The organism is Bryobacter aggregatus MPL3, from assembly GCF_000702445.1.
Classification (GTDB): Bacteria; Acidobacteriota; Terriglobia; order Bryobacterales; family Bryobacteraceae; genus Bryobacter; species Bryobacter aggregatus.
In genome coordinates this window covers 2,749,830-2,773,600 of record NZ_JNIF01000003.1, presented here as the reverse complement: position 1 = coordinate 2,773,600, position 23,771 = coordinate 2,749,830, and the positions used below count along the sequence as shown (strand labels likewise).

At 58.6% G+C, this 23,771-nt stretch carries 17 protein-coding genes; 8 read left to right on the top strand and 9 right to left on the bottom strand.

Features of this window, described 5'->3' with window-relative positions:
• Positions 1-151 precede the first annotated feature (151 nt).
• From M017_RS0112945 to M017_RS0112935, 3 genes are all read right to left on the bottom strand, one after another.
• Complete coding sequence (locus tag M017_RS0112945) at positions 152-1,348, bottom strand: hypothetical protein (RefSeq protein WP_031498429.1); 1,197 nt, start codon at positions 1,346-1,348, stop codon at positions 152-154.
• A gap of 442 nt (positions 1,349-1,790) precedes the next feature.
• Positions 1,791-2,048: a Txe/YoeB family addiction module toxin gene (locus M017_RS0112940; protein ID WP_031498427.1), complete on the bottom strand. Its 258-nt coding sequence runs from the start codon at positions 2,046-2,048 to the stop codon at positions 1,791-1,793.
• Complete coding sequence (locus M017_RS0112935; RefSeq protein ID WP_031498426.1) at positions 2,045-2,254, bottom strand: hypothetical protein; 210 nt, start codon at positions 2,252-2,254, stop codon at positions 2,045-2,047. Before M017_RS0112935 ends, M017_RS0112940 begins: the two co-directional genes overlap by 4 nt.
• A gap of 71 nt (positions 2,255-2,325) precedes the next feature.
• On the opposite strand from M017_RS0112935, the gene M017_RS0112930 reads away from it, so the two are divergent.
• Entirely contained in the window at positions 2,326-3,573 is a 1,248-nt protein-coding gene (locus tag M017_RS0112930; protein WP_238325878.1) for a mandelate racemase/muconate lactonizing enzyme family protein, read from the top strand.
• On the opposite strand, the gene M017_RS0112925 is transcribed toward M017_RS0112930, so the two are convergent.
• Positions 3,570-4,958: a DUF1501 domain-containing protein gene (locus tag M017_RS0112925; RefSeq protein WP_051670009.1), complete on the bottom strand. Its 1,389-nt coding sequence runs from the start codon at positions 4,956-4,958 to the stop codon at positions 3,570-3,572. The genes M017_RS0112930 and M017_RS0112925 overlap by 4 nt on opposite strands.
• Positions 4,948-7,479: a PSD1 and planctomycete cytochrome C domain-containing protein gene (locus tag M017_RS0112920; protein WP_031498423.1), complete on the bottom strand. Its 2,532-nt coding sequence runs from the start codon at positions 7,477-7,479 to the stop codon at positions 4,948-4,950. Before M017_RS0112920 ends, M017_RS0112925 begins: the two co-directional genes overlap by 11 nt.
• Positions 7,480-7,509: 30 nt before the next feature.
• Between M017_RS0112920 and M017_RS0112915 the strand changes: the two genes are divergently transcribed.
• Together M017_RS0112915 and M017_RS0112910 are read left to right on the top strand one after the other, a co-directional pair.
• Positions 7,510-8,415: an amidohydrolase family protein gene (locus tag M017_RS0112915; RefSeq protein ID WP_031498422.1), complete on the top strand. Its 906-nt coding sequence runs from the start codon at positions 7,510-7,512 to the stop codon at positions 8,413-8,415.
• A gap of 42 nt (positions 8,416-8,457) precedes the next feature.
• Positions 8,458-9,318 carry a dienelactone hydrolase family protein gene (locus M017_RS0112910; protein ID WP_031498421.1) on the top strand — a complete coding sequence of 287 codons (861 nt, stop codon included), beginning with the start codon at positions 8,458-8,460 and terminating at the stop codon, positions 9,316-9,318.
• Here the strand turns inward: M017_RS0112910 and M017_RS0112905 are convergent.
• Positions 9,315-9,734, bottom strand: coding sequence for an OsmC family protein (locus M017_RS0112905; RefSeq protein ID WP_031498419.1), 420 nt, complete (start codon positions 9,732-9,734; stop codon positions 9,315-9,317). The two genes, M017_RS0112910 and M017_RS0112905, sit on opposite strands and share 4 nt — an antisense overlap.
• Before the next feature lie 48 nt (positions 9,735-9,782).
• Between M017_RS0112905 and M017_RS0112900 the strand changes: the two genes are divergently transcribed.
• Genes M017_RS0112900 through M017_RS27705 form a run of 3 tightly spaced genes read left to right on the top strand, consistent with a single transcriptional unit; the run spans position 9,783 to position 15,438 of the window.
• Entirely contained in the window at positions 9,783-13,289 is a 3,507-nt protein-coding gene (locus M017_RS0112900) for a TonB-dependent receptor (protein WP_238325877.1), read from the top strand.
• Between the two features lie 8 nt (positions 13,290-13,297).
• Entirely contained in the window at positions 13,298-14,605 is a 1,308-nt protein-coding gene (locus M017_RS0112895; protein ID WP_080507713.1) for an amidohydrolase family protein, read from the top strand.
• Complete coding sequence (locus M017_RS27705) at positions 14,602-15,438, top strand: TlpA disulfide reductase family protein (protein WP_051670004.1); 837 nt, start codon at positions 14,602-14,604, stop codon at positions 15,436-15,438. Before M017_RS0112895 ends, M017_RS27705 begins: the two co-directional genes overlap by 4 nt.
• 2 nt (positions 15,439-15,440) lie before the next feature.
• Here M017_RS27705 and M017_RS0112885 read toward each other — a convergent pair whose 3' ends face one another.
• On the bottom strand, positions 15,441-16,700 hold the full coding sequence (locus M017_RS0112885) for a helix-turn-helix domain-containing protein (RefSeq protein WP_031498414.1): 1,260 nt from the start codon (positions 16,698-16,700) through the stop codon (positions 15,441-15,443).
• Between the two features lie 106 nt (positions 16,701-16,806).
• Between M017_RS0112885 and M017_RS0112880 the strand changes: the two genes are divergently transcribed.
• On the top strand, positions 16,807-20,301 hold the full coding sequence (locus tag M017_RS0112880; protein WP_035957792.1) for a TonB-dependent receptor: 3,495 nt from the start codon (positions 16,807-16,809) through the stop codon (positions 20,299-20,301).
• A gap of 28 nt (positions 20,302-20,329) precedes the next feature.
• Here the strand turns inward: M017_RS0112880 and M017_RS27700 are convergent, their stop codons facing one another.
• Entirely contained in the window at positions 20,330-21,133 is an 804-nt protein-coding gene (locus M017_RS27700; protein ID WP_051670002.1) for an alpha/beta hydrolase, read from the bottom strand.
• Between the two features lie 405 nt (positions 21,134-21,538).
• Between M017_RS27700 and M017_RS0112870 the strand changes: the two genes are divergently transcribed.
• Positions 21,539-21,823: a hypothetical protein gene (locus M017_RS0112870; RefSeq protein WP_238325876.1), complete on the top strand. Its 285-nt coding sequence runs from the start codon at positions 21,539-21,541 to the stop codon at positions 21,821-21,823.
• A gap of 42 nt (positions 21,824-21,865) precedes the next feature.
• Here the strand turns inward: M017_RS0112870 and M017_RS0112865 are convergent, their stop codons facing one another.
• Positions 21,866-23,659: a M2 family metallopeptidase gene (locus M017_RS0112865; protein WP_031498410.1), complete on the bottom strand. Its 1,794-nt coding sequence runs from the start codon at positions 23,657-23,659 to the stop codon at positions 21,866-21,868.
• Positions 23,660-23,771 lie beyond the last annotated feature (112 nt).

Below are 23,771 nucleotides of genomic sequence, written 5' to 3'. Positions count from 1 at the left end.
GGATCGGGTGTCAACTCACGACGGAGCGATCCATCTGGAAACCGAGTACGGCAAACGCAAACTAAAGGTCCCATTCGATTCCGTCCGGATCGTCTGTGATCCGGATGCTGGCCGTCAGTTCCGGCGGGCGCGTAGACACGGGAACGTTGTACTATTGCATGCTCAATGGGCACGGCCCTGCCGAGAACCACTTAATGCCCAGAGCACCGGAGCGGAAGGCAAGGCAGATGGCGTCGCCGGGTTTGAGCATGTCGTAGAAGTATTGGGTGACTTCGGCGGAACCCACTTCCGGCGCATCCATGTGCGCTTTGTTCAACCGCACCTGGTATCTGATTACCTTGCCTTTTGAGACATACTTCTCACGGAGCAGATAGCGGGTTTGCTGGATATCCGAGGAGTCGGCGAGCGCGTTGATATGAAGGGCAGCACCATAGCCATAAGCAAGAAAGGCGAAGAAAAACGATATGACGGCGGTAAAGCGATGGGCTCGAAGATCCGCATGCGCAGCTTTTTGTGCGGCGAACAGTACGGCTCCGATCAAAAATGCGGCCACGGTTTGTGTGATCCAACCAACCGTTTCGTAGTCCAATATGGCCCGAAGAACAAGAGCAAGCATTGGAAATGCAGCAAGAAGCCAGATGCTTGGTTTCACATCGTTCGGACGCTCGTCAAACTGGATCAACCCACTGGAACGCCACGCCACCAACACAGCCAGCCATGGCGCCAGCAGCAGGAGGACGATCACCAATCTGTACGGCGTTGGACGAAACGTCCCCCAAACAAACAGCACGCCACCCAGAACGTTCAAAACACGTGTTAGCCATTTCACCTGAGCCAAGTGCTGAAAGCGCTCCTGCTCATCACTGCCGAGACTGTCATTGTTGGCAATCTCATTGAGAGCGGATTCCTCGTCTCTCAAGTCCAAGTTATCCAGTTCAGCAAACCACAGGTCAAAATCAGCATCCGTATTGTAGAGCAAGGCAGTGGAGACGATCTTGCCGACGGGCTGCTTCCGCTCCAAGATCAGCGCCCCGTTTGCGGCAACACGCCAACCCGCAATTTCATCGCGCCGCAGGGTGCGAGTAACGGTCAGTTCGTGGATTTCGATGCGGTCGGCAAATAGGACAATCTTCGAGCGCAGCGTAGTCAGGATGAGATACGCGCACAAGGCAATAAAGATCAAACAGATCCCGACCATAAGGTGGATCTGGCTCTTTGTCTCACCCTGATGACCCGCACCAAAATAAAACATCCCCAATACGCTGGGGATCCCGAGCAACAGAGACAGTCCGATGAGGAATACTTTCCATCCTCGCGAAACAAGATAGGTTCTGGGATAGGCGGCCATAATGCAGATTCTCAAGCTTATCTGAGTCTCGTGCGATGGATTCCGTGCATCTGGCGATGCCTCTCCAGAAGTCACCGTCCAGGTAGCGCGCACGGCCCCGTGGCAGACCACTCGATGCCGAGGGCTCCCCGACGAATCGTCCGGCAGACCGCATCCCCGCTTCTGAGTGCGTCATAGAACGAGAAAGAGGAAAGAACCCAAGGCTTGCGATCAAACAGATCCGTACCACAAAGTAGAGATCCTCCCAAGCCCCAGCATCGAAATCGCCAACAGAATAGAAGATCGCCCCTAAGCTTGCGATCCCAACCAACAGGGAAATCCCCATCATGGAGACTTTTCATCTCCGCTGAAGCGGATAGGCCCTGAGATAGCCTTCTATGGTCACAAGCTAATCAGCTTCTCGAAAATTGGGCGAGAGTCTAGCAATTCATCCAAGCGAACCCTAGTAGTGATAGCGACAGGAGAGAATCCGAATCTTGTCTGACAACACCTGATAAATCAGTCGATGCTCCTGATCGATACGTCGCGACCAGCAACCCGCGAGCTCATTCTTCAGCGACTCTGGCTTTCCAATGCCGTTAAATGGATCTCGTTGGGTGTCCCGAACCAGCCGAACAATACGGATCGCTTGAGCCCGATTCTGTTCTGCCCACCATGCCAAGTCGTCGAAGGCATCGGCGTCGAACTCCACACCCCTCACAGGGCCAATTTCGAAACGACGTCGTCAAGCGACACGCCGTTTCCACGTTCCTTTGCGGCCAGCAACCGCTTTCGCATCGTCTCGGACCGCAACAGATACGCAGTCTCCCGCTCCGACTCAATCTCTTTCCAAAGAGCAATCGGGACGATGACCGCCGTGGTTTCACCCGCTTCGTTGGACACGACTTGGATTTCAACTTCAGTCACACCCTCATTCTAGCGCCCGAAGTAAGGGTGAAAAGCAGCGTGACAACGGCCCCTGCGATAGAATCCCCACCATGATCTCGCGTCGTAATTTCCTCGCGGCCTCCGCAGCCGCAGCCGTCCTCCCCCTCCACACCCTCGCCGCCCCGCACAAAGGCAAAGTCAAAATCACCGACATCAAGGTCATGATCGTCCGCGGCACCTGGGACTGGAACCTTGTCAAAATCGAAACCGACGCAGGCATCTCGGGCATTGGTGAAGCCTACTGGGGCCCCGGCGTCAAAGACCTCATCCTCACCCAACTGAAACCTCTCCTCATCGGCGAAGACCCGCTCAACGTCGACCGCCTCTATACCAAGATGCTCATGCGCAGCGCGGGCGCGGGCGCGATCGGCGGCGTCACCGTCACAGCCGCCAGCGGCGTCGAAATCGCACTCTGGGATCTCGCCGGTCGTCTCCTCGACACCCCCGCCGTCAACCTCCTTGGCGGCAAGTTCCGCGACCGCGTGCGCTTCTACCGCACCCACCAAGTCATCAAACCTTACGACGACAAGAGCGCCTACCGCGACTACATCGCCCAAGCCAAAGCCGACAAATTCGGCTTCACCGCTTACAAATTCCAAGGCGACGGCGTCCCCATCGCCGCCGACCCCGACTTCAAGGAAACCGGCCACGACCCCTACCTCCGCAACCTCACCCGCAGGGATCTGCGCCGCATCGCGCAAAGCATGGAGTGGGTTCGCGAATTCCTCGGCCCCGAGCCCGACTTCGCCATCGAAGCCCACTGGCGCTACGACGTCCAGGACGCGATCAACATGGCCAAGGCGATCGAGCCGGTAAACCCGATGTGGATCGAAGACCCGGTTCCTCCCGACAACCCCGAAGCGATGGCCCGCGTCACCCATGCCGTCAACATCCCGGTCTGCACGGGGGAGAATCTCTACGGCCGTCACGGCTTCCGCAAGCTCGTCGAGTTGCAGGCCACCAGCGGTGTCCACATCGACATCCCCAAGTCCGGCGGCCTCCTCGAATCGAAGCGCATCCACGACCACGCCGACCTCTATTACATCTGGACCGCCGCGCACAACCCAGCCAGCCCGCTCGGCACCATCGCCTCGGCGCACGCTGCCGCCTCCATGCGTTCCTTCCGCGTCCATGAACTGGCGAAGTACATCGATTGGTGGCAGGACCTGGTCATCAGCGACGCGCCCATCCTCAAGGACGGCTATCACACCATCACCAACAAGCCCGGCTACGGCGTCGACATCAATCCCGATGTCGCCAAGGCGCACTTAGCGCCCGGCGAAGTCTGGTGGGGCTAAGCAATCACCTCGCGAACCACCTCGCCTGCGACATCCGTCAGCCGGAAGTTCCGGCCACTGTAGCTGTAAGTCAGCGCCGTGTGGTCAATGCCCATCAGGTGTAGGATCGTCGCGTTCAGGTCGTGGTTGTAGCAGCGCTTCTCCACGGCGCGATAGCCGAACTCGTCTGTCGCGCCGTAAGTGATTCCGCCCTTCACGCCCCCGCCTGCCAGCACCACGCTAAAGCCGAGCGAATTGTGATCGCGGCCATTGTGGACCTTCGTAATCGACCCCGTCTCGACGGCCGGCGTCCGGCCAAACTCCGTGCCCAACACAACAAGCGTGTCCTGCAACAAGCCTCGCTGCTTCAAGTCTTCGAGCAGGGAAGCAACGCCCGGGTCCGTCGTCGCCGCCAGTCTCTTGTGCGACTGGATATCTTCATGACTATCCCAAGGCTGGCTGTTGCCAAAGTAAATCTGCACCATCCGTACGCCGCGCTCCACCAAGCGGCGCGCCATCAGACAACTCCGTCCAAAATCACTGTCGCCATAGCGAGCCCGCGTCGCCTCAGACTCCTTACGCACATCAAAGGCATCGGGCGCCTCCGTCTGCATCCGGAACGCAGTCTCCATCGCGGAGATCGACGCCTCCAACTGCGAATCCCCTGCCCGCTTCGCCAGATGTTCCTCATTCAATCGCTTCAATAAATCCAGTTGCCGCCGCTGCGCTTTTGGCTCGGCCTGCGGCTTGATATCGCGAATCAACTCGAAGGGATCGGTCTTATTGTTCTTGAGAAATGTCCCCTGAAACACCGCTGGCAAAAAAGCACTCGACCACAGCGGTGGGCCCACCACAGGCACTCCCGGACACAGCACCACAAAGCCCGGCAGATTCTGATTTTCCGTCCCCAGCCCATACATCAGCCAACTCCCCAGACTCGGTCTACCCGGCTGGATCGCGCCGCAATTGATCATGAACAGCGACGGCTCATGGTTCGGCACATCGGTGTGCATCGAGCGAATCACGCAGCACTCATCCATCAGCGTCCCCAGCCGCGGAAAGATCTCCGACACCTCAGTGCCGCAGGACGACTTGCGCTGGAATGCAAATGGCGACCCCATTAGAGTCCCTGTCGCACGCTCGGTCTTCGGAGCGCCACCCGGCATCGGCTTGCCATCGTACTTCGTCAACATCGGCTTCGGGTCAAAGGTATCCACCTGCGACATGCCACCGTTCAGCACGATGTAGATGATGCGCTTCGCCTTCGCCGGAAAATGCGGAGCCGCCTGCAACGTTCCCGCAAGTCCAAGTGCGCCAAAGCCACCCGCCATGCGCGTCAGCGCTTCCCGCCGCGTCCAGCGACTGCTCACCTCGGCCTGATGAAAATCGAATCCCTTAGTCGACATAGGCAAACTCATTCGTACTCAGCAATACCTGCGCAAACTGCTTCCAGCTTCCGCCACTCTTTCGAAACTCTTTCGCCGCACGCATCTCCGATGCACTCGGCGCACGCTGAAACACGCGCTGATACCCACGATCCAGCCCTCTCTTCTCCAGCAACAAACCTAATCCCTCGGACTCACGCGCCACAATCTCCGAATTCAAGAAGAACAGCTTCTGCAACGGCACATTTGTCACCACACGTTGCTCGCAAGTGACGGACGCACTCGGCAGATCAAACAACGACAAGGTCTCTTCCGCCTGGAAGCGCCCCACCTTTGCATAGAGCGTACGCCGTGCAAATGCGGGACTCAACTCCGCGCTTTCCCCGCCCACCTGACGATCGAGATGCCCGGACGCTGCCAGCAGCGCATCGCGCAAAGGCTCCGCCGCCAGACGCTTCCGGTTCTGCCGCCACCACAAACGATTCTCGCCATCGAGCTTCTCCGCGGCAGCATTCCGATCAGAATTCCGCTGATAGACCTCACTCAGCACAATCTCGCGAATCATCGCCTTCTGATCCATGCGCAGGGCCACAAAGCGTCCCGCCAGATATTCAAGCAATTCCGGATTCCCCGGCCTGTCGCCCACCAGTCCGAAGTTTGAAGGCGTGCGAACAATTCCCTCGCCGAACAAATGCATCCAGATCCGGTTCACCGCAACGCGCGCGGCCAGCGGATGCTTCACAACAGCCTCTGCCAACTCCAACCGGCCACTGCCCTTACGCAGAGGCAACTCCTTGCCGCCACTCAACACCAACGGAAAACGGCGCGGCACCAGATCCCCCGGATCTGTCGGATTCCCACGTACATCGAGAGGCAGATCGATCGGCTCAAACTCCGCGGTCCCATCGACATATCCATACTGCGCCGGCAACGCCGCCTTCCGCTCATCCCGAAGCCGCTTCAATCGCTCATGCTCGGCCCGCGCACTCGCAGGCAGCAGTCGCGCCGTCATCTCCGGCGCAAAGCGCAACGGCGCAGCAGTCTCGAGAAACACCCGGTTGAAGGCCACATAGCGATCCCGATCCAGCGACTTCGACGGCACATCGGCGCCCGGATTGAAGTCCTCGTCACTGCGATATCCAAAGGGCAGGACAATCGTACGCTTCGGCTTCGGAGCCACCTTCATTGCCTCCTCCACCAGCACCCGATTCTCCTCGTCCAGCTTCCGCTTCTCAAATAGGATCGCCAACATGCGCGACTCAAACTCTTGTGCGCTCGCAGCATTGGGCGCAGCAAACCACGCCTTCAAAAACGGATGAAACTCATCCGGCTTCTTCAGATAAGCGGTCCACCGCTTGACCAACTCCTCATCCAGCCCCGCAATCGATCCCCCCAGCGTCGCCAGCAGATAGCGCGACATCACGCGACCATACACTTCACGCAACCCGTCGGCCTGGCGATCGAGAAAGTCCTTCAGTTCCTTCTCTGCCCCATCCAGTTGCTTCTTCTGAGCCTTCCAGGCCTCCGCCACAGCCGCAGACACCAGCGGATACTCCTGATACTTACTGCTCGCAAAGACGCCCGACAGCGCATAGTAGTCTTTCTGGCTCAGTGGATCATACTTGTGGTCATGACACCGCGCGCAAGCCAGCGTCACGCCCAACATCCCGCGACTCACCACGTCCACCCGATCATGCCGCTCATCGGCCCTGGCTTGCGGAGGCTGCGAGATACCGTAATACCAGGGCCCCAACCCCATTAAGCCCGTGCCACCTGGATCGCCCAATAAATCTCCTGCAATCTGAGCCTTTAGAAACCGGTCATAAGGCAGATTGCGATTCACCGCCTGCACCACCCAGTCGCGATAACGCCAGGCATTCGGATAGGGCTTCTTCTCCGTACCGCTAAAATCGTCCTCGCCATAGCGAGCGATATCGAGCCAATGCCGCCCCCACTGCTCGCCATAGTGCGGAGAAGCGAGCAACTCATCCACCAGCCGCGCCGCCCAGTCCGGCCTACGATCTCCAAAGGCCCGGGCAAACTGCTGCTCGGTCGGAGGCAAACCCACCAGATCGAAGTACAGCCGTCGAATCAAAGTCCGTCGATCGGCCGCGGCATTCCCAACCAAGCCCTTCGCAGCCAGGCTCTTCGCCACAATCGAATCGACACTCACGCCATTTGCGACCGGCTTCAACTCCTGCCACGACCAATGCTCGCTGCCAGCGTCCGGCAGCACAGCCCCAGCCGCAACCCAAGCCGCTAAAGCCGCAAGCTCATCTGCTTGCAAAGCCCCACCCGGAGGCATCGCCTTCACCCCATCCCCGCCGCCGCGCACCGCGCGCAGCAGCATCTCGGTAGCAGGCTTCCCAGACTTGCCACCCTTCCGCAATCCTGCTGCCGAATCGAGGCGCAAACCGCCCATCGCGGCCTGCCCATGACAAGCCAGACACTTCGCGGCCAGCACCCGGCGCGCATCGTCCTCAACCCCCGCGCTCCCAGGCGCCGCAAGCAACAAAAACGCGGCTGAAAACACCCACTTCATGTGACACGCAGCATATCATTGCCTGTATCTATGCTCTGGACCAGACGCACTCTCCTGGCAACCCCGCTCGCGCTCGCCGCCCAAGCGAAAGGCCCCCTCGTCGACACGCACATCCACCTCTTCGCCGACGACAAAAAATCCTTCCCCAAGCACCCCAACGGAACCTACACCCCGCCGCCCGCCCCCCTCGAATCCTATGTGAAGTTTGTGAAGCAAGCAGGCATTGCGCACGCCATCATCGTCCACCCCGAACCCTATCAGGACGATCACCGCTATCTCGAATACTGTTTCCGAAACGAACCGTCCAAGGACTTCTTCAAAGGAACCTGTCTCTTCGACGCCTGCCGTGCCGACACGCCGAAGCGCATCGACGACCTCATGCAGCGCTGGCCCGGCCGCATTCGCGCTCTTCGCGTCCACCGCACCAATCTCGAAGCGCTCGAGACCGGCGCCATCCACGATCGCCCTCTCGATTCCCCTCAGATGCTCAAAACCTGGCAAGCCGTCGCCGATCGCGGACTCGCCATCCAGATGCACTTCATCCCTGCCTTCGCCAAACAGATCAACGCTCTCGCAACAAAGGTCCCCAAGGCGCCCGTCATTCTCGATCACCTTGGCCGCAGCGGCATGGGGACAGAAGCGGAATGGCAAGACATCCTCGCCCTCGCCAAACAGCCGCAGACTGTGATGAAGTTCTCAGGAATCAACTACTCCTCCAAGCAGCCTTGGCCCTATCGCGACGTGCAGCCCCGCGTGCGTCAGGCATTCCAAGCCTTCGGCCCAGACCGTATCATATGGGGCGGCCTCGGCATGAACCAGGACGAGTTCCGAAAAGCCAATCAACTCTTCGACGAATTCTTCGCCTTCACCACGGAGGCCAATCGCGACAAGATCCGCGGAGGCAACGCGCTCCGCATCTATGGCTGGAAGTCTTAGGAACTAGAATTGAGATGTTAAAAGTACAGCGAAGGAACCATCATGTGTGATCAGAATCATTTTGAGGACGACCGTCTCGATTTCGAAGCTCGCGGTCTCGTCACTCGACAACAGTTTGGCGCGCTCCTAGGAGCTGGCGTCGCGATGATGCTTCCGGCCGTGGCCAACGCCGCCGCTGTTGCGGAAGCCGACGTCACCATCAAGACTCCCGATGGCGAAGCAGATTGCTACTTCGTCCATCCTTCCAGCGGCAAGGCTCCTGCAGTCCTCATCTGGCCGGACATCTTCGGGCTCCGGCCCGCTTTCCGGCAGATGGGTAGACGACTCGCAGAGTCAGGCTACTCAGTGCTGGTAGTGAACCAGTTCTATCGCACCAAGAAAGCGCCCACCGCGCCCGCCGGCACCGCCACTCCCATCCAAGATCTCCGCCCGATGACGCAGACGCTCAACGAAACCACGCACTTCACCGACGCCAAAGCCTTCATCGCCTGGCTCGACGCCCAGCCGTCGGTTGCCACCAATAAGAAGGTCGGCACCCAGGGCTATTGTATGGGCGGCCCGATCGCCTTCCGTACGGCAGCCGCCGTCCCCGGCCGGGTCGGAGCGGTCGCCTCCTTCCACGGCGGAGGCCTCGTGCGAGACACTCCCGACAGTCCCCATCTCCAGGCAGCCAAGACCAAGGCACAGTTCCTCGTCGCCATTGCCGCCAACGACGACGAGCGAGCACCCACGGAGAAGGACGTCCTGAAAAAGACCTTCGCCGAAGCGAATCTCAACGCCGAAATCGAAGTCTACGCGGCAGCGCACGGCTGGTGCCCACCGGATTCGCGCGTCTACAATGAGCAACTCGCCGAGAAGGCATGGAGCCGTCTGCTCGCACTGTACAGCAAGGCTTTGGTCTAGACCACCAGAGTGCTGTTCACCTTGATTTCGGCCCGAAACAGTTTCGAAACCGGACATCCCTTTTCTGCGGCAGTAACCGCTTCCTGAAACTTCGTTTCATCCGCTCCAGGAATGTTGGCGCTCAAGGTCAGCTCACTCTGAGTAATCGTTAGAGTATTCGGATCGAGAGTAATCACACACTTCGTTTTCAACTCCCGGGCCACCATGCCTCGCTCGCCGAGCTGAGCCGACAGCGCCATCGTAAAGCAGCCAGCATGAGCCGCCGCCAGCAGTTCCTCCGGATTCGTTCCAGGCTCGCCTTCAAAGCGAGTCTTGAACGAGTAAGGAGTCGTCGATAACACGCCACTCCCACTCGTCAGGCTGCCTGTCCCAGCCTTCAAGTCCCCTTGCCAAATCGCCGTCGCGTCCCTTTTCATCTATAATCTCCTCTTGACTTCCCCCTCATCTTACGAAATATTCACATGATGCGTTGGATCGTTCAGTTGCTCATCATTAGTCTGGGTCTTTGCTCTCTCGCCTCCGCCCAGGACGCCAGAGGCACCATCCTCGGAAGGGTCACAGATACAACAGGCGCCAATATAGTCGCCGCTCCCGTTCGTGCCCTCAACCCCTCTACCGGCGTGACCCTCACGGCCACCACAAATGCAGACGGCAATTATCTTCTGCCCTACCTTCTTCCCGGTAAGTACACCGTAACTGTTGAGATGACCGGATTCAAGAAGGCGGTCCAGAATCAGGTGGAAGTCCGCGTCGGCGATCAGGTGGAACTCAACATCGTACTCACGCTCGGCGACGTCAAGGAAACGCTCGAAGTCTCCGCCGCCACGCCCCTGCTCAACACTGCCGATTCCAGTCTGGGCCAAGTTGTCGACGAGCGCCGCATCACGGAACTACCGAGTTTTGCAGGCAACGCCATGGACATGGTGCACCTCGCCCCCGGCACAGTGAATGGCACAAACTTAAGGCTACGCAAAGCTCCATTCAACTCTGCACCCTCTGCGTTTTCAACGGACGGCAGTGGCAACAATCAGAACGAGTTCGCCATCGACGGCATTTCCAATACCTATTCCGATGGCACCGCCCCTCGAGTCGCCTTCTCCCCGCCGCAGTTCTCTCTCAGCGAATTTAAGATCCAAACCACTCCCTATGACGCCTCCTCCGGCCACACCATGGGCAGTGTCGTCAACGTCTCCACCAAAGGCGGCACGAACGACCTCCACGGCGAACTCCATTGGTGGTTCCGCAACAAAGCCTTCGATACCCCCACCATTTTCCAGAACCGTTCCGGCCAGAAGCCTGCTCAATATACAGACAATCGCTACGGCTTCTCCGCTGGCTCGCAGATCGTCATCCCAAAGATCTACAACGGAAAGAACAAAACCTTCTGGTTCTTCGGCTATGAAGGCAATAAGTTCCAGGACCCCTCCAATCAGGCCGTCTCGACAGTCCCCACGGCAAAGGTGCGCAACGGTGATCTTTCGGATTATCTGGCTCTCGGCGCCAACTATCAGGTTTATGATCCGGCAACCACCGTGCGCCAGGCCAACGGCACCTTCACCCGTACCCCCTTCGCAGGCAACTTCATCCCGGCCAGCCGCATCAGCCCCATCTCCCAGGCCATCATGAAAGCCTGGCCGCTCCCGAACCAGAACGGCACCGCCGACTTCCGCAACAACTTCTTCCGTTCTTCCAAGGCACTCGAAAACTACTGGACCACCATCGGCCGCATCGACCATACCTTCTCTGAGAAGCACCGCGTCTTTGTCCGCTGGCAACGTGACTACTGGCAGGAGGACAAGAACCGATTCCTCTCGGCCAACGACAACATCACCGGAGTCATCCTCAACCGCATCAATCGCGGCATTGCCTTTGACGATGTCTATGTCTTCAGCCCCAGCTTCCTCATGAACTTCCGTTACGGCCTCACGCAGCAGGAGTTCCCCGAGCGCCGCGTCTCCAAGGGCTTCGACCTGGCCAGCCTCGGCTTCTCCTCGGCCCTGACCAGTCTGATCCCCAAAGATCTGGCAACCTTCCCACGTGTCAACGTCAATCCCTACACCGTCCTTTCCAACTGGGAATCCGGCGACGGCGTCACCGCTTCTCTCACCCACCACTTCAACCTCAATTTCACGAAACTGATCGGCCAGCACAACATGCATTTCGGAGTCGATTACCGCGTCTATCGTGAGAATCGCAACCGCTACATGAACGATGTGTCCCCCAACCTGAACTTCGATGCGGAATACACCAAGGCCTCCAACACTGCGGGCAACCCGCAACTCGGCGGCGAAATCGCCAGCTTCCTGCTGGGTGTTCCAGCGGGCAACATGAATCGCACCGCATCCTATGCCGAGCAGGATAAGTACTGGGGCTTCTACTTTCAGGATGACTACAAACTCTCCAAGCGTCTCACTCTGAATCTGGGCCTCCGTTACGAGTACGAGACGCCCATGACCGAACGCTTCGATCGCGCCGTTGAGCAGTTTGCCTTCGGCGTCTCCAACCCCATCGAGGCCCAGGCGAAAGCGAACTACGCCAGGAGTCCTTTCCCGGACTTCCCAGTCGATCGCTTCCGCGTGCTCGGTGGCCTTACCTTCGCCAATGTTGGCGGCAACCCAAGAACCTACTACAACGCTCCCAGAACGAATTTCCAGCCCCGCATCGGACTCGCCTACCAACTCACGCCCAAAACAATCCTGAGAGCTGGCTACGGCATCTTCACCGGCTCCATCGGCGTCAACTACACCAACACCGTCCAGACCGGCTTCTCCCAATCGACGCCCATCCGGGCCTCGCTCGACACCGGGCTCACACCCTACGCCACCCTCGCGAATCCTTTCCCCGGCGGCCTGCTGGCACCGGCAGGATCCTCTAACGGACTCCGGACCAATCTTGGACAGGGCATCGAAGTCTTCGATCGAGACCGCAAAGCTCCCTATGCCCAGCGCTGGTCCTTAGGCTTTCAGCGCGAACTGCTGCAGAAGTTCGTTCTCGAGATGTCCTATGTCGGCAACCGCGCGACACGGCTCTCGATCTACCGCGACCTGAATGCGATCCCGAATCAATATCTCTCCACCTCGCCCACTCGTGACGACAAGACGAACGCCTACCTCAACGAGAACGTCGCCAACCCCTTCCAGGGTCTCGATAGCGTGAGTGGGGGCTTCATCACTCGCGGGCAAATCCTCCGTCCCTACCCGCAGTTCACCATCAGCGGCGCAACGCAGTCCAATAACTACTCCATCAACCAACTCCAGCCCATCGGCTATTCCTGGTACCACTCCCTGCAATCTCGTCTCGAACGCCGCTTCGCCCAAGGCTTGACGGTGCAACTCTCGCACACCTGGTCCAAGGCAATGCAAGCGACCGAGTTCCTGAACCCAGGCGACCCCGGCCCCTCCGAGGTGGTCTCTGATTTGAATCGCACCCACGCCTGGCGCGCCTCCGGAATCCTCGAAATCCCCTTCGGCAAAGGCCGTAAGTTTGGTGGCAATGCCAACTGGCTGGTGAACGGCGTCGCCGGCGGCTGGCAATTGAATGGGGTCTGGCAGAATCAATCGGGCGGCCCGCTCGGCTTCGGCAATCGTATCTTCAACGGCGACCTGAAAAAGATTCTCCTCCCGGACGACCAGCGCTCGGTTGATCGCTGGCTCAACTACGACGCAGTCGCCAAAGGGGGCTATGGCTTCGTCGTCCCCTCCGGGTCCCAACTCGTGAACAACGTCCGCACCTTCCCGCTCCGCTTCTCCGGCATCACTGGCCCCGGCCAAAGCCGCTGGGACTTCTCGGCGATCAAGAATTTCCGCCTCGGCGAGCGCTTCGTAACCCAGTTCCGCGCGGAAGTCTTCAATGCGATGAACCACCCGAACCTGGCCAATCCGAACACCGATCCCACCAGCACTTCCTTCGGTGTGATCACCGGCCAGGATAGCCCGCGCTCCTGGCAGTTCGCTCTGAAAATTAGCTTCTAAGGATCTGCATGCGACCAGCATTGCTTCTTTTCCTCGCGGTGAGCGTGGCCTGTTCCCAGGTCACGCTCATCCACGCGGGGCGCGTCCTCGACGTCAAAGCAGGCCGCCACCTCGAACGCTACTCCATCCTGATCGAAGGCGACCGCATTCAGTCCGTCCACCCCACCGCGGGTGAAACGGTCCCACCCAACGCCCGCATCCTCGACTTCACCAACGCCACCGTCCTGCCCGGCCTCATCGACACCCACACCCACCTGCTTCACGAGAACGACTTGCGTTTGGGCTCTGAGGACACTTCCCTGATCGGCGAGATTGCGAAACGTGGTACCACCGCGCGGGCTCTCTTCGGGGTGGCAAAAGCCCGCGAAATGCTGGAAGCAGGCTTCACCTCCGTGCGCGACCTCGGCAACTCCGGCGTCAATGGCGACGTCGCGCTTCGCGACGCCATCGAGGCTGGCTGGTTCCCAGGTCCGCGCATGATGGTTTCCACCCGGGCCATCTCTCTGGTCGGCGGGCAGATCGGACGTCTCCCCATCGAAGGCCAATCTCTCATCAACCAGGAGTACGTCCAGATCAGCGGCGTTGACGAAGCCCGTAAGGCGGTCCGGCAGGCTTTCTACGACGGAGCTGACTGCATCAAGATCATCGCCGACAACGGTGGTCAGATCATGTCGGACGAAGAGCTCAAAGCGATCGTCGACGAAGTCCGCCGTGGCGAAAAACTCGGCTTCGGCAAGCGTCCAGTCGCCGCGCACGCCGTCCCTGATGCGGCTGTCCGCGCCGCCATTGCAGCAGGCGTCGACTCCATCGAACACGGCTACGGTATCTCGCAAGCCAGCTTGCAACTCATGGCCGACAAGAAGATCTACTTCGTGATGACGGAGAGCAACGACGATCCAGAATTTTACGCCTACCTGAATCAGATAAGCTCTTTCTGGAATTCTGGACGCTTGTTGCGAGGCGAGCAACTCGAACACTATAAGGCAGCGAATAAGCAGCGCATCCGCTCCGCCTTCGAACTCGGCGTCCCCGTCGCCTTCGGCTCGGACAGCTACACAAGGCAACCAGGAAAAACGCGTGGCGCAGCCGCGCTGGGCAAACTCTTCGCCTACTCCGAAGCCGGCGTCCCCAACGCCAAAGTCCTACAATCCGCCACCAGCAACGCCGCGAATCTCCTTGGCTGGAATTATCGTCTAGGCGCCCTCGAAAAAGGCCTCCTCGCCGATCTGATCGCCGTCGAAGGCGACCCGCTCACCGACATCCAATCTCTCAAGAACATCCGCCTCGTCATGAAGGGCGGCCAGCAGTACAAATGATCAGACCACTCCTACTCCTCATCGCCACTCTCACCCTGACGGCCCAGAAACCCGAGATCGCCTACACAGGTGAGGAGAAGGTCTACCGCAATGTCATTCGTGGTCTCCGCGATCAACCGGACAACAAGCGCAAAGAACTCACCAAGCGCATGGCTCTCGAGATCCGTGCCCTTCCTCATTCCGACAATCGCGTGCGACTCGCCTCCCTGCTTGCGAATCTGTCGACTGAAGGCGATCTCGGCAATGCTGGCCTGCAGGAAGTTGCTACCACACTGGCGATAGCCCTCGCGGCACAAACGCCCGCCCAACGGCAGAAGGACGACTACGACAGCCTCGCGCAGTTGGTTCACTACGAGGGAGCGACAGTGCCCTTCGATCCAGCGCTCAACAACGCCATCGAACGGCTCAGAACCTTGGACCGCGCTCGCGAGAGCGTCACCTTCACTCTCACCGATCAAAGCGGCAAATCCTGGACCATGGCGGATCTCCGGGGCAAGGTCGTGCTCCTAAACTTCTGGGCCACCTGGTGCCCTCCGTGTCGCAAGGAGATGCCCGATCTCGACTGGCTCCAGAAGAAGTACGCCAGCAAGGGTCTGGTGATCCTTGCGATTTCCGATGAAGAAGAAGCCAAGATACGAAGCTATTTGTCGGACAAGAACTTCAAGTTCCCGATCCTGCGCGATGCGGGGAAAGCCGTCTCCACATATATGGGCATCGAAGCCATACCCAAGTCCTTCTTCTACAATCGCGAAGGCAAACTGGTCGCCCACGCTATCGATATGCGTACCCGCGCACAGTTCCTCAATCTCCTCCGCCGCACCGGTATCGAATAGCGCTACTCCGCGCGATAGCGCACCGCCAGCACCCGCGTATCCCGCGCCGTTCCGGCAATGGCATAAGTCCGCAGCACCACTTCCAATGCATAGGCGCCCACAGGAGCCTCCCGCAGCCCTAACTGCCCCAATAGCTCCCTGGACTGCGCTGGCGAAGCGGCAAACTCAAACGCCGCCTCGGTCCCTTCCATATTCGTCCCCGACAGCGTCAATACCCGATTCCCCGCGCTGACATGGAGACCAATGAGCGCATAAGCCTCCCCGGGGTAACCGTTCTTGGTCACCCGCACATACTCTTTCTCTTCCCCTACCCGCGGCGATCGGTTCACAATGCCTCCCAGATTCCGTTCATGAGAAAAGAACGACTGGAAATTCATATTCGCCTCAAATAGGCTCGCCCACGGATTCGACTTCGGACTCCCCAGAAGAATCACATTGCCCGTTCCCAGGTCCCGCGCCATCAAGTCCCGCGGAAAAGAGAATTTCGGCTGCCAGCGATGCCGTTCCGCCTCCGCTCCAATCCGGCTTGCAGTTACGGTATCCGCAAAGGTCGTGTAAGGCCGTGACACAGACGCCTTAGCCCGGTCGACATAGTCCTGTCCCTTCTCCACGGGCCAGCCCAAACTGTCCGGGTAGCCCGGCTTCAGATAGTCTTCCAGCGGTACATTCCGGCCAAGAAAGCCCTGTAAGAGACCGAAACTGGAATCCGGCACCACCACCCGTGTCGATTGTCCCGGAGTAAAGATACTGGCCAGAATCCAGGAAGCCTCCGGCGCAGCAAATCGGGACTCCCGCCACAGAAGGCAGCAGCCAACCCCCAGAACCAGAATCACGGCAGCCAGAACGGAATGCAGCCGGTTCCAACCACCTTCTCTTGGAACAGCAACCGGATAATCCTCCCGGTTCCGGAACACAGGTACATAGGATCCCTTCGGAATCTCCAGGACAATCGCTTCCTCACGACCCTCGGTGTGGAAATACTCATCCAGTCGCTGCCGCAGTTGCCGGGCATGCACGCGGACAATATTGTCATCGGCCGGACTATAGGTCTGGTCCCGCTCAAAAACAGCACACCCGATCTGGTGCTCCGTCAGCGCCTCTCCAGGATGGAGTAGCGCATGCTCAGAAGCATGAATCAGAAATGCTTTGAGCCGAGTGGCCCGCTGCAGTAACCCTGATGTAACAATACGTTGTACCAGCTCCCATCGCAGGTCCCCAACGAATCGTTCTTCGCTTCGGCGCGCTTCACTTTGAGTAGCCATAACACCTGATTCCTCAATAAGTTAGCAAATGTTTCAACGAGAGTTTACAGGTGAAGTCCTGTGCTTTCCCTTGCGCAGCATATCACAACGCGATAGCGTCACACCTATGCTTCACAATTTCCGATTTGTCTTGCAATCGCTGGTGATACTCACCATGGCGATATCAAGCCTATCCGCACAAACCGCGACCGGAACCCTTGAGGGCCGCGTCACAGATGCGACAGGTGCAGTCGTCCCCGACGCAAAAGTCGTCATTACCGCTGTCAAAACCAATACGAAACAGGAACTCACTACCAATTCCGGAGGGAGTTTCGTCCGGCCTTTTCTCCTTCCTGGCGTCTATCAGGTCAGTGTGGAAAAACAGGGGTTTCGCCGCTATGCAGAAAACAATGTTCAGGTCAGCGTCCAGCAGACCGTATCTCTGGACATCCTACTCACCCTTGGTGATGCCACCACCACCGTCGAAGTGAGCGCTGCCAGTGCGCAGTTATCCCCCTCCTCCTCGACAGTGTCCACGGTCATCGGTAATAAGGCCATCATGGATCTGCCACTCAACGGTCGCAATCCCTTCGCTCTCGCCTCGCTGGTGCCCGGAGTCACACCCGGCGGCGGCTCCACCCCCTGGATCAGCGGCGGCCGCAACTCCTCAAGCGAAATCACCATTGACGGAACTTCGGTAATCCTGCCGGAGAACAACGTCGGCATCAATACCTTGGCTTACACGCCTCCCGTCGACACCGTCCAGGAATTCTCCATCGTCACCAATGCCCTCGCCGCCGAATACGGCCGCACCGGTGGTGGCACCATCAACGTTTCCACCCGCTCCGGTGGCAACGATTGGCACGGCTCCGCTTATGAGTTCCTCCGCAACTCCAAGCTCGATGCAAACAACTTCTTCTCCAATCGAAGCCGCACGCCGCTCGGCGCCTTCCAGCGCAACCAGTTCGGCGGCACCTTCGGTGGTCCCATCAACATTCCAGGGGTGTACAAAGGCAAGGACCGGACCTTCTTCTTCCTCAGCGAACAGAGCACAGTCCAACGCAGCGCCAGCCTGTTCACCACCACGGTGCCCACCACCGCCTGGCTCAATGGCGACTTCTCCAACCTGAAGAACGCCAGTGGACAAGCGATCACCATTTATGACCCCCTCACCGCCACCAACGACGGCACCGGAAACTACCTCCGAACCGCGTTTCCTGGCAATGTCATCCCCACCAGCCGGATGGATCCAGTCGCAGTAAAGGCGAAGGCCTACTACGTCCCCTCCACCCAAGCGCCGAACAATGTCAACACGAACGCGAACAACTTCTTCGGTGCCTCAAAATCACCCTCGAGCAGCCACCAGTTCGACACCCGTGTGGACCACTCCTTCAGCCAGAAGTTCACGATCTTCGGCCGCTTCTCTTACAACATTTCGCAAAGCTCGCCGGTCAACTTCTTCGGCAACCCAGGCACTCCGAGTGGAGACGGCCCCAGCCAAACCACCAACTACAACGCCTCACTCAATGCAAATTACACGTTGAACCCCACCACCATCATCAACTTCAACTACGGCTTCGGACGCTTTAACAATGTCCGCTTCCCCTTCTCCACTGGCTTTGATACAACACAACTCGGCTTCCCGGTCGCCATTCGCAATCAGGCCGCGACCCAGAACCTGGAGTTCCCCCGTTTCGACATCTCTGGGGTCAGTTCCCTCGGACAGGCCACCTTTACAACGCTGCGATTTATCCCCTTCTCCCACGTGTTTGCCGGTTCCGTCACCAAGGTCCTCACCAAGCACACCATCAAGGCGGGAGGCGAATACCGCCAGCTCTTCTTAAACTTCATGCAACTGGGAAACCCCGCTGGCCAGTACACCTTTAACCAAGGCTTCACCCAGCGCAATCCAACCACCAGCGTCGGCACCGAAGGCTTCGGCTTCGCCTCCTTCCTGTTGGGCACCCCCGCAAGTGGTTCCGTCTCCCACGACCCCATCCCGGCCAGCTCTAGCGTCTATTGGGGCGGCTACATCCAGGACGACTACAAGATGACCGCAAAGCTCACCCTGAACATCGGCCTGCGCTATGACGTCGACCTGCCCCGTACCGAACGCTACAACCGTTACAGCTACTTCGACATCTTCGCCCCTTCGCCAATCGCTGGTCTCGTTCCTGGATACCCCAATCTCCGTGGCTCCATGAACTTCGTCAACAATGACCATCGTTACCAGACCAATGCCGATCGCAACAACTTCAGCCCGCGCCTTGGCTTTGCTTACAGACTCGGCGAAAAGACGATCATGCGTGGCGCCTACGCCCTCATGTATGCCGGCTCCATGATGCAGGCCGCCGGTTCCAGCGGCAGCGCTGGCATGGAAGGCTATCGCGGCTCCACCGGCATGCTCCCCACCCTCGATGGCGGACGCACGGTCAACGCCTACCTCGCTAATCCCTACCCCAACGGCTTCAATCTCCCGCTCGGTTCCGTCGACAACCCCCGCGGCGGCGGCCATTATACCAACCTCGGCCTCGGCGTTGGCGAGAGCTTCTTCAACGACTCCCGCAACCCCGTCATCCAGCAGTGGAACTTCAACCTGCAGCATCAGCTCAGCCGCTCTCTCCTCGTCGAAGCGGGTTATCTTGCCTCCAAGGGCAACCACTTGATCGACGGCGAAGGCAACATGACCTACAACCAGCTCCCAGCCAGCTACGGCGACCTCGGAAATGCGCTGAACGATCAGGTGCCGAACCCGTTCTACGGCATCATCACCAACCCGACCTCAGCCTTGAGCCAACCGAATGTTTCGCGCTCGCAGCTCCTGCGGCCTTACCCGCAGTACACGAGCGTCAACGCCTTCCGGAAACCCCAGGCCAACTCGATCTATCACGCCTTTACGGCACGCGTTGAAAAGCGCTACGCCAACGGCTTCGGCTTCCTCGGCAGCTTCACCGCCGGCAAGCTGATCGACGACGCCTCCCAGACCGTCACCTTCCTCGGTCAGGCAGGGAACAAGCAGGACTTCTATAACCGCAAAGCAGAACGTTCCATCTCCGCCCAGGACATCGCCAAGCGCCTCGTCGTGAGCGGCAACTACGATCTGCCCTTCGGCAAGGGCCGGAAGCTCCTCTCCAACATGCACCCCGCGGCAGAAGCCTTGATTGGCGGCTGGCAGATGAACGGAATCCTCACCCTCTCCGGTGGCACTCCTGTTCTGATCACCCAGAACGTCAACAACACTGGCCTCGGTTCCTCCGGGCAGCGTCCCAACAACAACGGCACCACCGGCAACCGCACGGGTCTGAGCCGCGATCAGCAGATCGCCGGCTGGTTCGACACCTCGGTGTTCAGCTTTGCCCCGGCCTTCCGCTTTGGCAACGTGTCGCGCACCTCGCCCGACATCCGCAATCCGGGTCTCAAGACTCTGGACTACTCTCTGTTCAAGAACTTCCGCTTCTTCGAGCGAGCCACGCTCCAGTTCCGGGCGGAAGCCTTTAACCTCACCAACACGGTCAACTTCAGCGCACCCAATGCACAGTTGGGTTCCGGCTCCACCGGCACCATCAACAGCACTGCCGTCTCTCCGCGGCAGGTCCAACTGGCGCTCCGTCTGAGCTTCTAGTTGCAACCCTCTTGGGACGGACCTCTTCTCAGTGGTCCGTCCCAAGAATCCAACGAACCATCTCCCGCTGATATCCCTCCGTCATCTCTCGATTCCCCTCCCAACGTACAATCCCATGCCCCGCCCCTTCCACCGGCAATAGGCGGCACGCGGCTCCCACCGCCTTCATCCTTTCGCACATCGCCTGCGATTGCCCAAACGGCACCAGCGCATCCTGCATCCCATGAATGAAGAGAAACGGCGGCATCCCAGACCGCACAAGCCCAACTGGCGAAAGCTGTTCCAGTCGCGCCAGAATCAACTTCTCAAATGGTGACCCATTCAACTGGCGTCGAATCCCGTCTGGAATAAAATTCGAATTCTTCGCCAAGGCCACCAGATCTGTCGGCGCGTACAAAGCAACAACACCCTTCACCGCCGTCCCCGGCGCGCCTCCCAAAGCCGCCATGGCAGCCAGGTGCCCACCCGCTGATTCCCCAACTAGAAAAATCTGATTCGGATCAATCCGATACTCTGCGGCATGGTGCCGGACATACCGGATCGCCGCCTCCACATCCCCCACTGCCGCCCCAAAATCCAGCGGGCCCGTCGCAAAACGATAGCTGATCGAAAACCACGCGATCCCCGCTTCTGTCAGCGGCTGAAAGAGCGGAGCAACATTCACCCGCCGGTCCCCCCGCACCCAACCGCCACCATGCACCAGAATCGCGGCAGGCGCCAATCGCTCCCCACCCGGTAGCGCTGCATCCAGCTGCAGGCTCACGTCTCCCACGCGCGCATACTCCACGTCGCGCAAATCCTCCCCCTTCGCGTTCACCGCAAAAAAAAGCATAGGCAACAACAGCACTCCCAATCGTAAGAATTCCAATAGCGGCACCCACCCATTCGACGTCTCTGCTTCCACTCGGTTACGGAGCGTCGAAATCTTCTACTACCCCTGGCGGTATAGCATCTAAGAATCCACTTAAATCACCTTAATTCAAACCCTAGTCAGACTAAAATACACTTTAATTAAAGAACCATATGATAATCTTTCGTCAGTCCATGGCGCCGGGGGCCTGAACAGCGCTTCACCATTGACGGAGGTCTAGAAATGAAATTCAGGGGAATCTGCGGTCTCGCCATCAGCACCTTTCTGCTCTTGGCTGCCCTTGGAACTCCAGTTGTACGGGGCAGTACAATTGTGCTCGGTGCCACGGACGACATCCACGCCCTTATGCCCGCCAGAAGCTCGGGAATGCCTCATTTCTCCGCGAGAATTACGCAGTTTTCCCTCTGGGGGGTGTTACCGAAGAGCGGCAATCTGAAGTACATGATCTGGGACGCCTCGAATTCAAACCTCTTGTTCGATCAGATCGTCGCCGCCGCTCCTCTGGCCACAGCCAGCCTGCTCTATTCAGATCCCTTTTCCCTCACTCTGAATGGCGGTAGCACCTATTTCTTCACCGAGATCACCGATTGGGACTTCAGCGATACCGCTTATTTAGAGAAGACTTTCAAAAATCCTAATCAAGATAAGTAAAAGATCCAATAAAGCGATAGGGCGTTCCCCTAAACTCCCCACCTATTCCCAACCAATCGGCTTTCCTTGGTTCTGTTCGTCTAACCACTGCTGGAGTGGGGCGAAATAGTCGACAATTGCCGTCGCGTCCATCTGCGTCTGGCCCGTCAACACTTCGAGGGCACTCGGCCAAGGTCGGCTCAGCCCCATCTGCAACATCGCATTCAAGCGTGAGCCGGCTTCTTTGCTGTCATAAATCGAGCAACGGTTCAACACCGTCGTACAACCTGCCGTCTTCGATAAAGCCCGATGGAATTGGAACTGCAAAATGTCGGCCAGGAAGTAGCGCATGTAGGGAACATTTGCCGCCACATGGTACTTCGCCCCAGGATCGAAATCTTCTGGAGCATTCGCCACTGGGGACGCAATCCCCTGATACTTCTGCCGCAGCGTCCACCAGGCCTCGTTATATTTCTCCGGCGTCACCTGGCCGCTGAACACCTGCCAGCGCCACTGATCGATCATCAAGCCAAAGGGCAGAAACGCCACCTTCTCGAGCGCCTTGTTCAACAGCAGACCGATATCCTTCGAAGCCGCCGGTGCCTGCGGCAACAGGCCAATCTTCACCAGGTACTCCGGCGTTACCGATAATGCGATCGTATCGCCAACCGCCTCATGAAACCCGTCATTCGCACTATCGCGGAACAGAAAGGGTTGCTTGTTGTAGGCACGTTGATAGAAGTTGTGACCCAGCTCATGGTGAACGGTGTTGAAGTCCTCCGCCGTGATATCGATACACATCTTGATCCGCAGATCATCCACATTGTCGACATCCCAGGCGCTCGCATGGCAAACCACTTCGCGATCTCGCGGCTTCACAAACAAGGACCGCTTCCAGAAGGTCTCCGGCAACGGAGCAAAACCCAGCGACTTGAAAAAGGACTCGCCATAGCGCACCATATCGAGCGCATTCGTCTGCCGCGCCACCAGAATCTGCGTCAGGTCATAGCCCGGATCGGCATCCTGCGGCGCCACCAGCGGATAAATATTTGTCCAATCCTGCGCCCAGAGATTCCCCAGCAAATGCGCCGGAATCGGCCCCTTCGCCGGAACGATATCCCCATACTTCTCGCGCAGTTTCCAACGCACATAGGAGTGCAGAGACACATACAGCGGCCGCACCTGCGTCCACAGCCGGTCGAGTTCGCGCGCAAAGGCATCCGGCGCCATATCGTACTTGGACCGCCACATCGCACCCGAATCGGCAAAGCCCAGTTCCTTCGCTCCCTTGTTTGCCAGCGAGACAAAACGCACATAGTCCTTCTTCATCGGACGTGCAATCGTCTGCCAACCCTTCCACACCTCGAGCAGTTCCTTCGGGTCGCGGCTGTTCGCCAGAATCTTCGTAATGGCGGTGATATCGAGACACTTACTTTCGTCCTTGGTATCCCCGGGACAGTACTTGCCCTTGCCATAAATCCCCTCGAGGGAAGCAGCCAAACGAGTCACCTCTTCGCGCTCCTTGGGGTTGTCCGGAGCTGCCAGCGTCAAGCCTAACTTCAACAGCCGCAACTTCCGCGTCATATCCTCGGGCAGCGCAACGGAATCAAAGCGAGTCGCTTTCTTCGCCAACTCGACGGCCAGCGCAATCACCCGTTCATTGGCCAGCGCCGCCAAGGCCTCCGTATCGTCGGTGATGAAATTCGACTGGACCCAGCTCGCCTGGCCCGCTTCATTGCTCAACTGCAGCAAGCGCTTCTCCGCATCGTCAAGAAACACACGCGCCTCAGCAATGCTCGGTTTCGGCTGGCCGGACAAGCCCATTCCGATTGTCAGAAGGAGTACAAAGATTCGCATCACTCTTTGAATATCGCGCAACACCCGGATCTTCGCGCGGCAGAAACATTTCGACGCGAGTGGATTCTACATCTATGAGATGTCAGTAACCTATCGATACCCTATTCTTCTG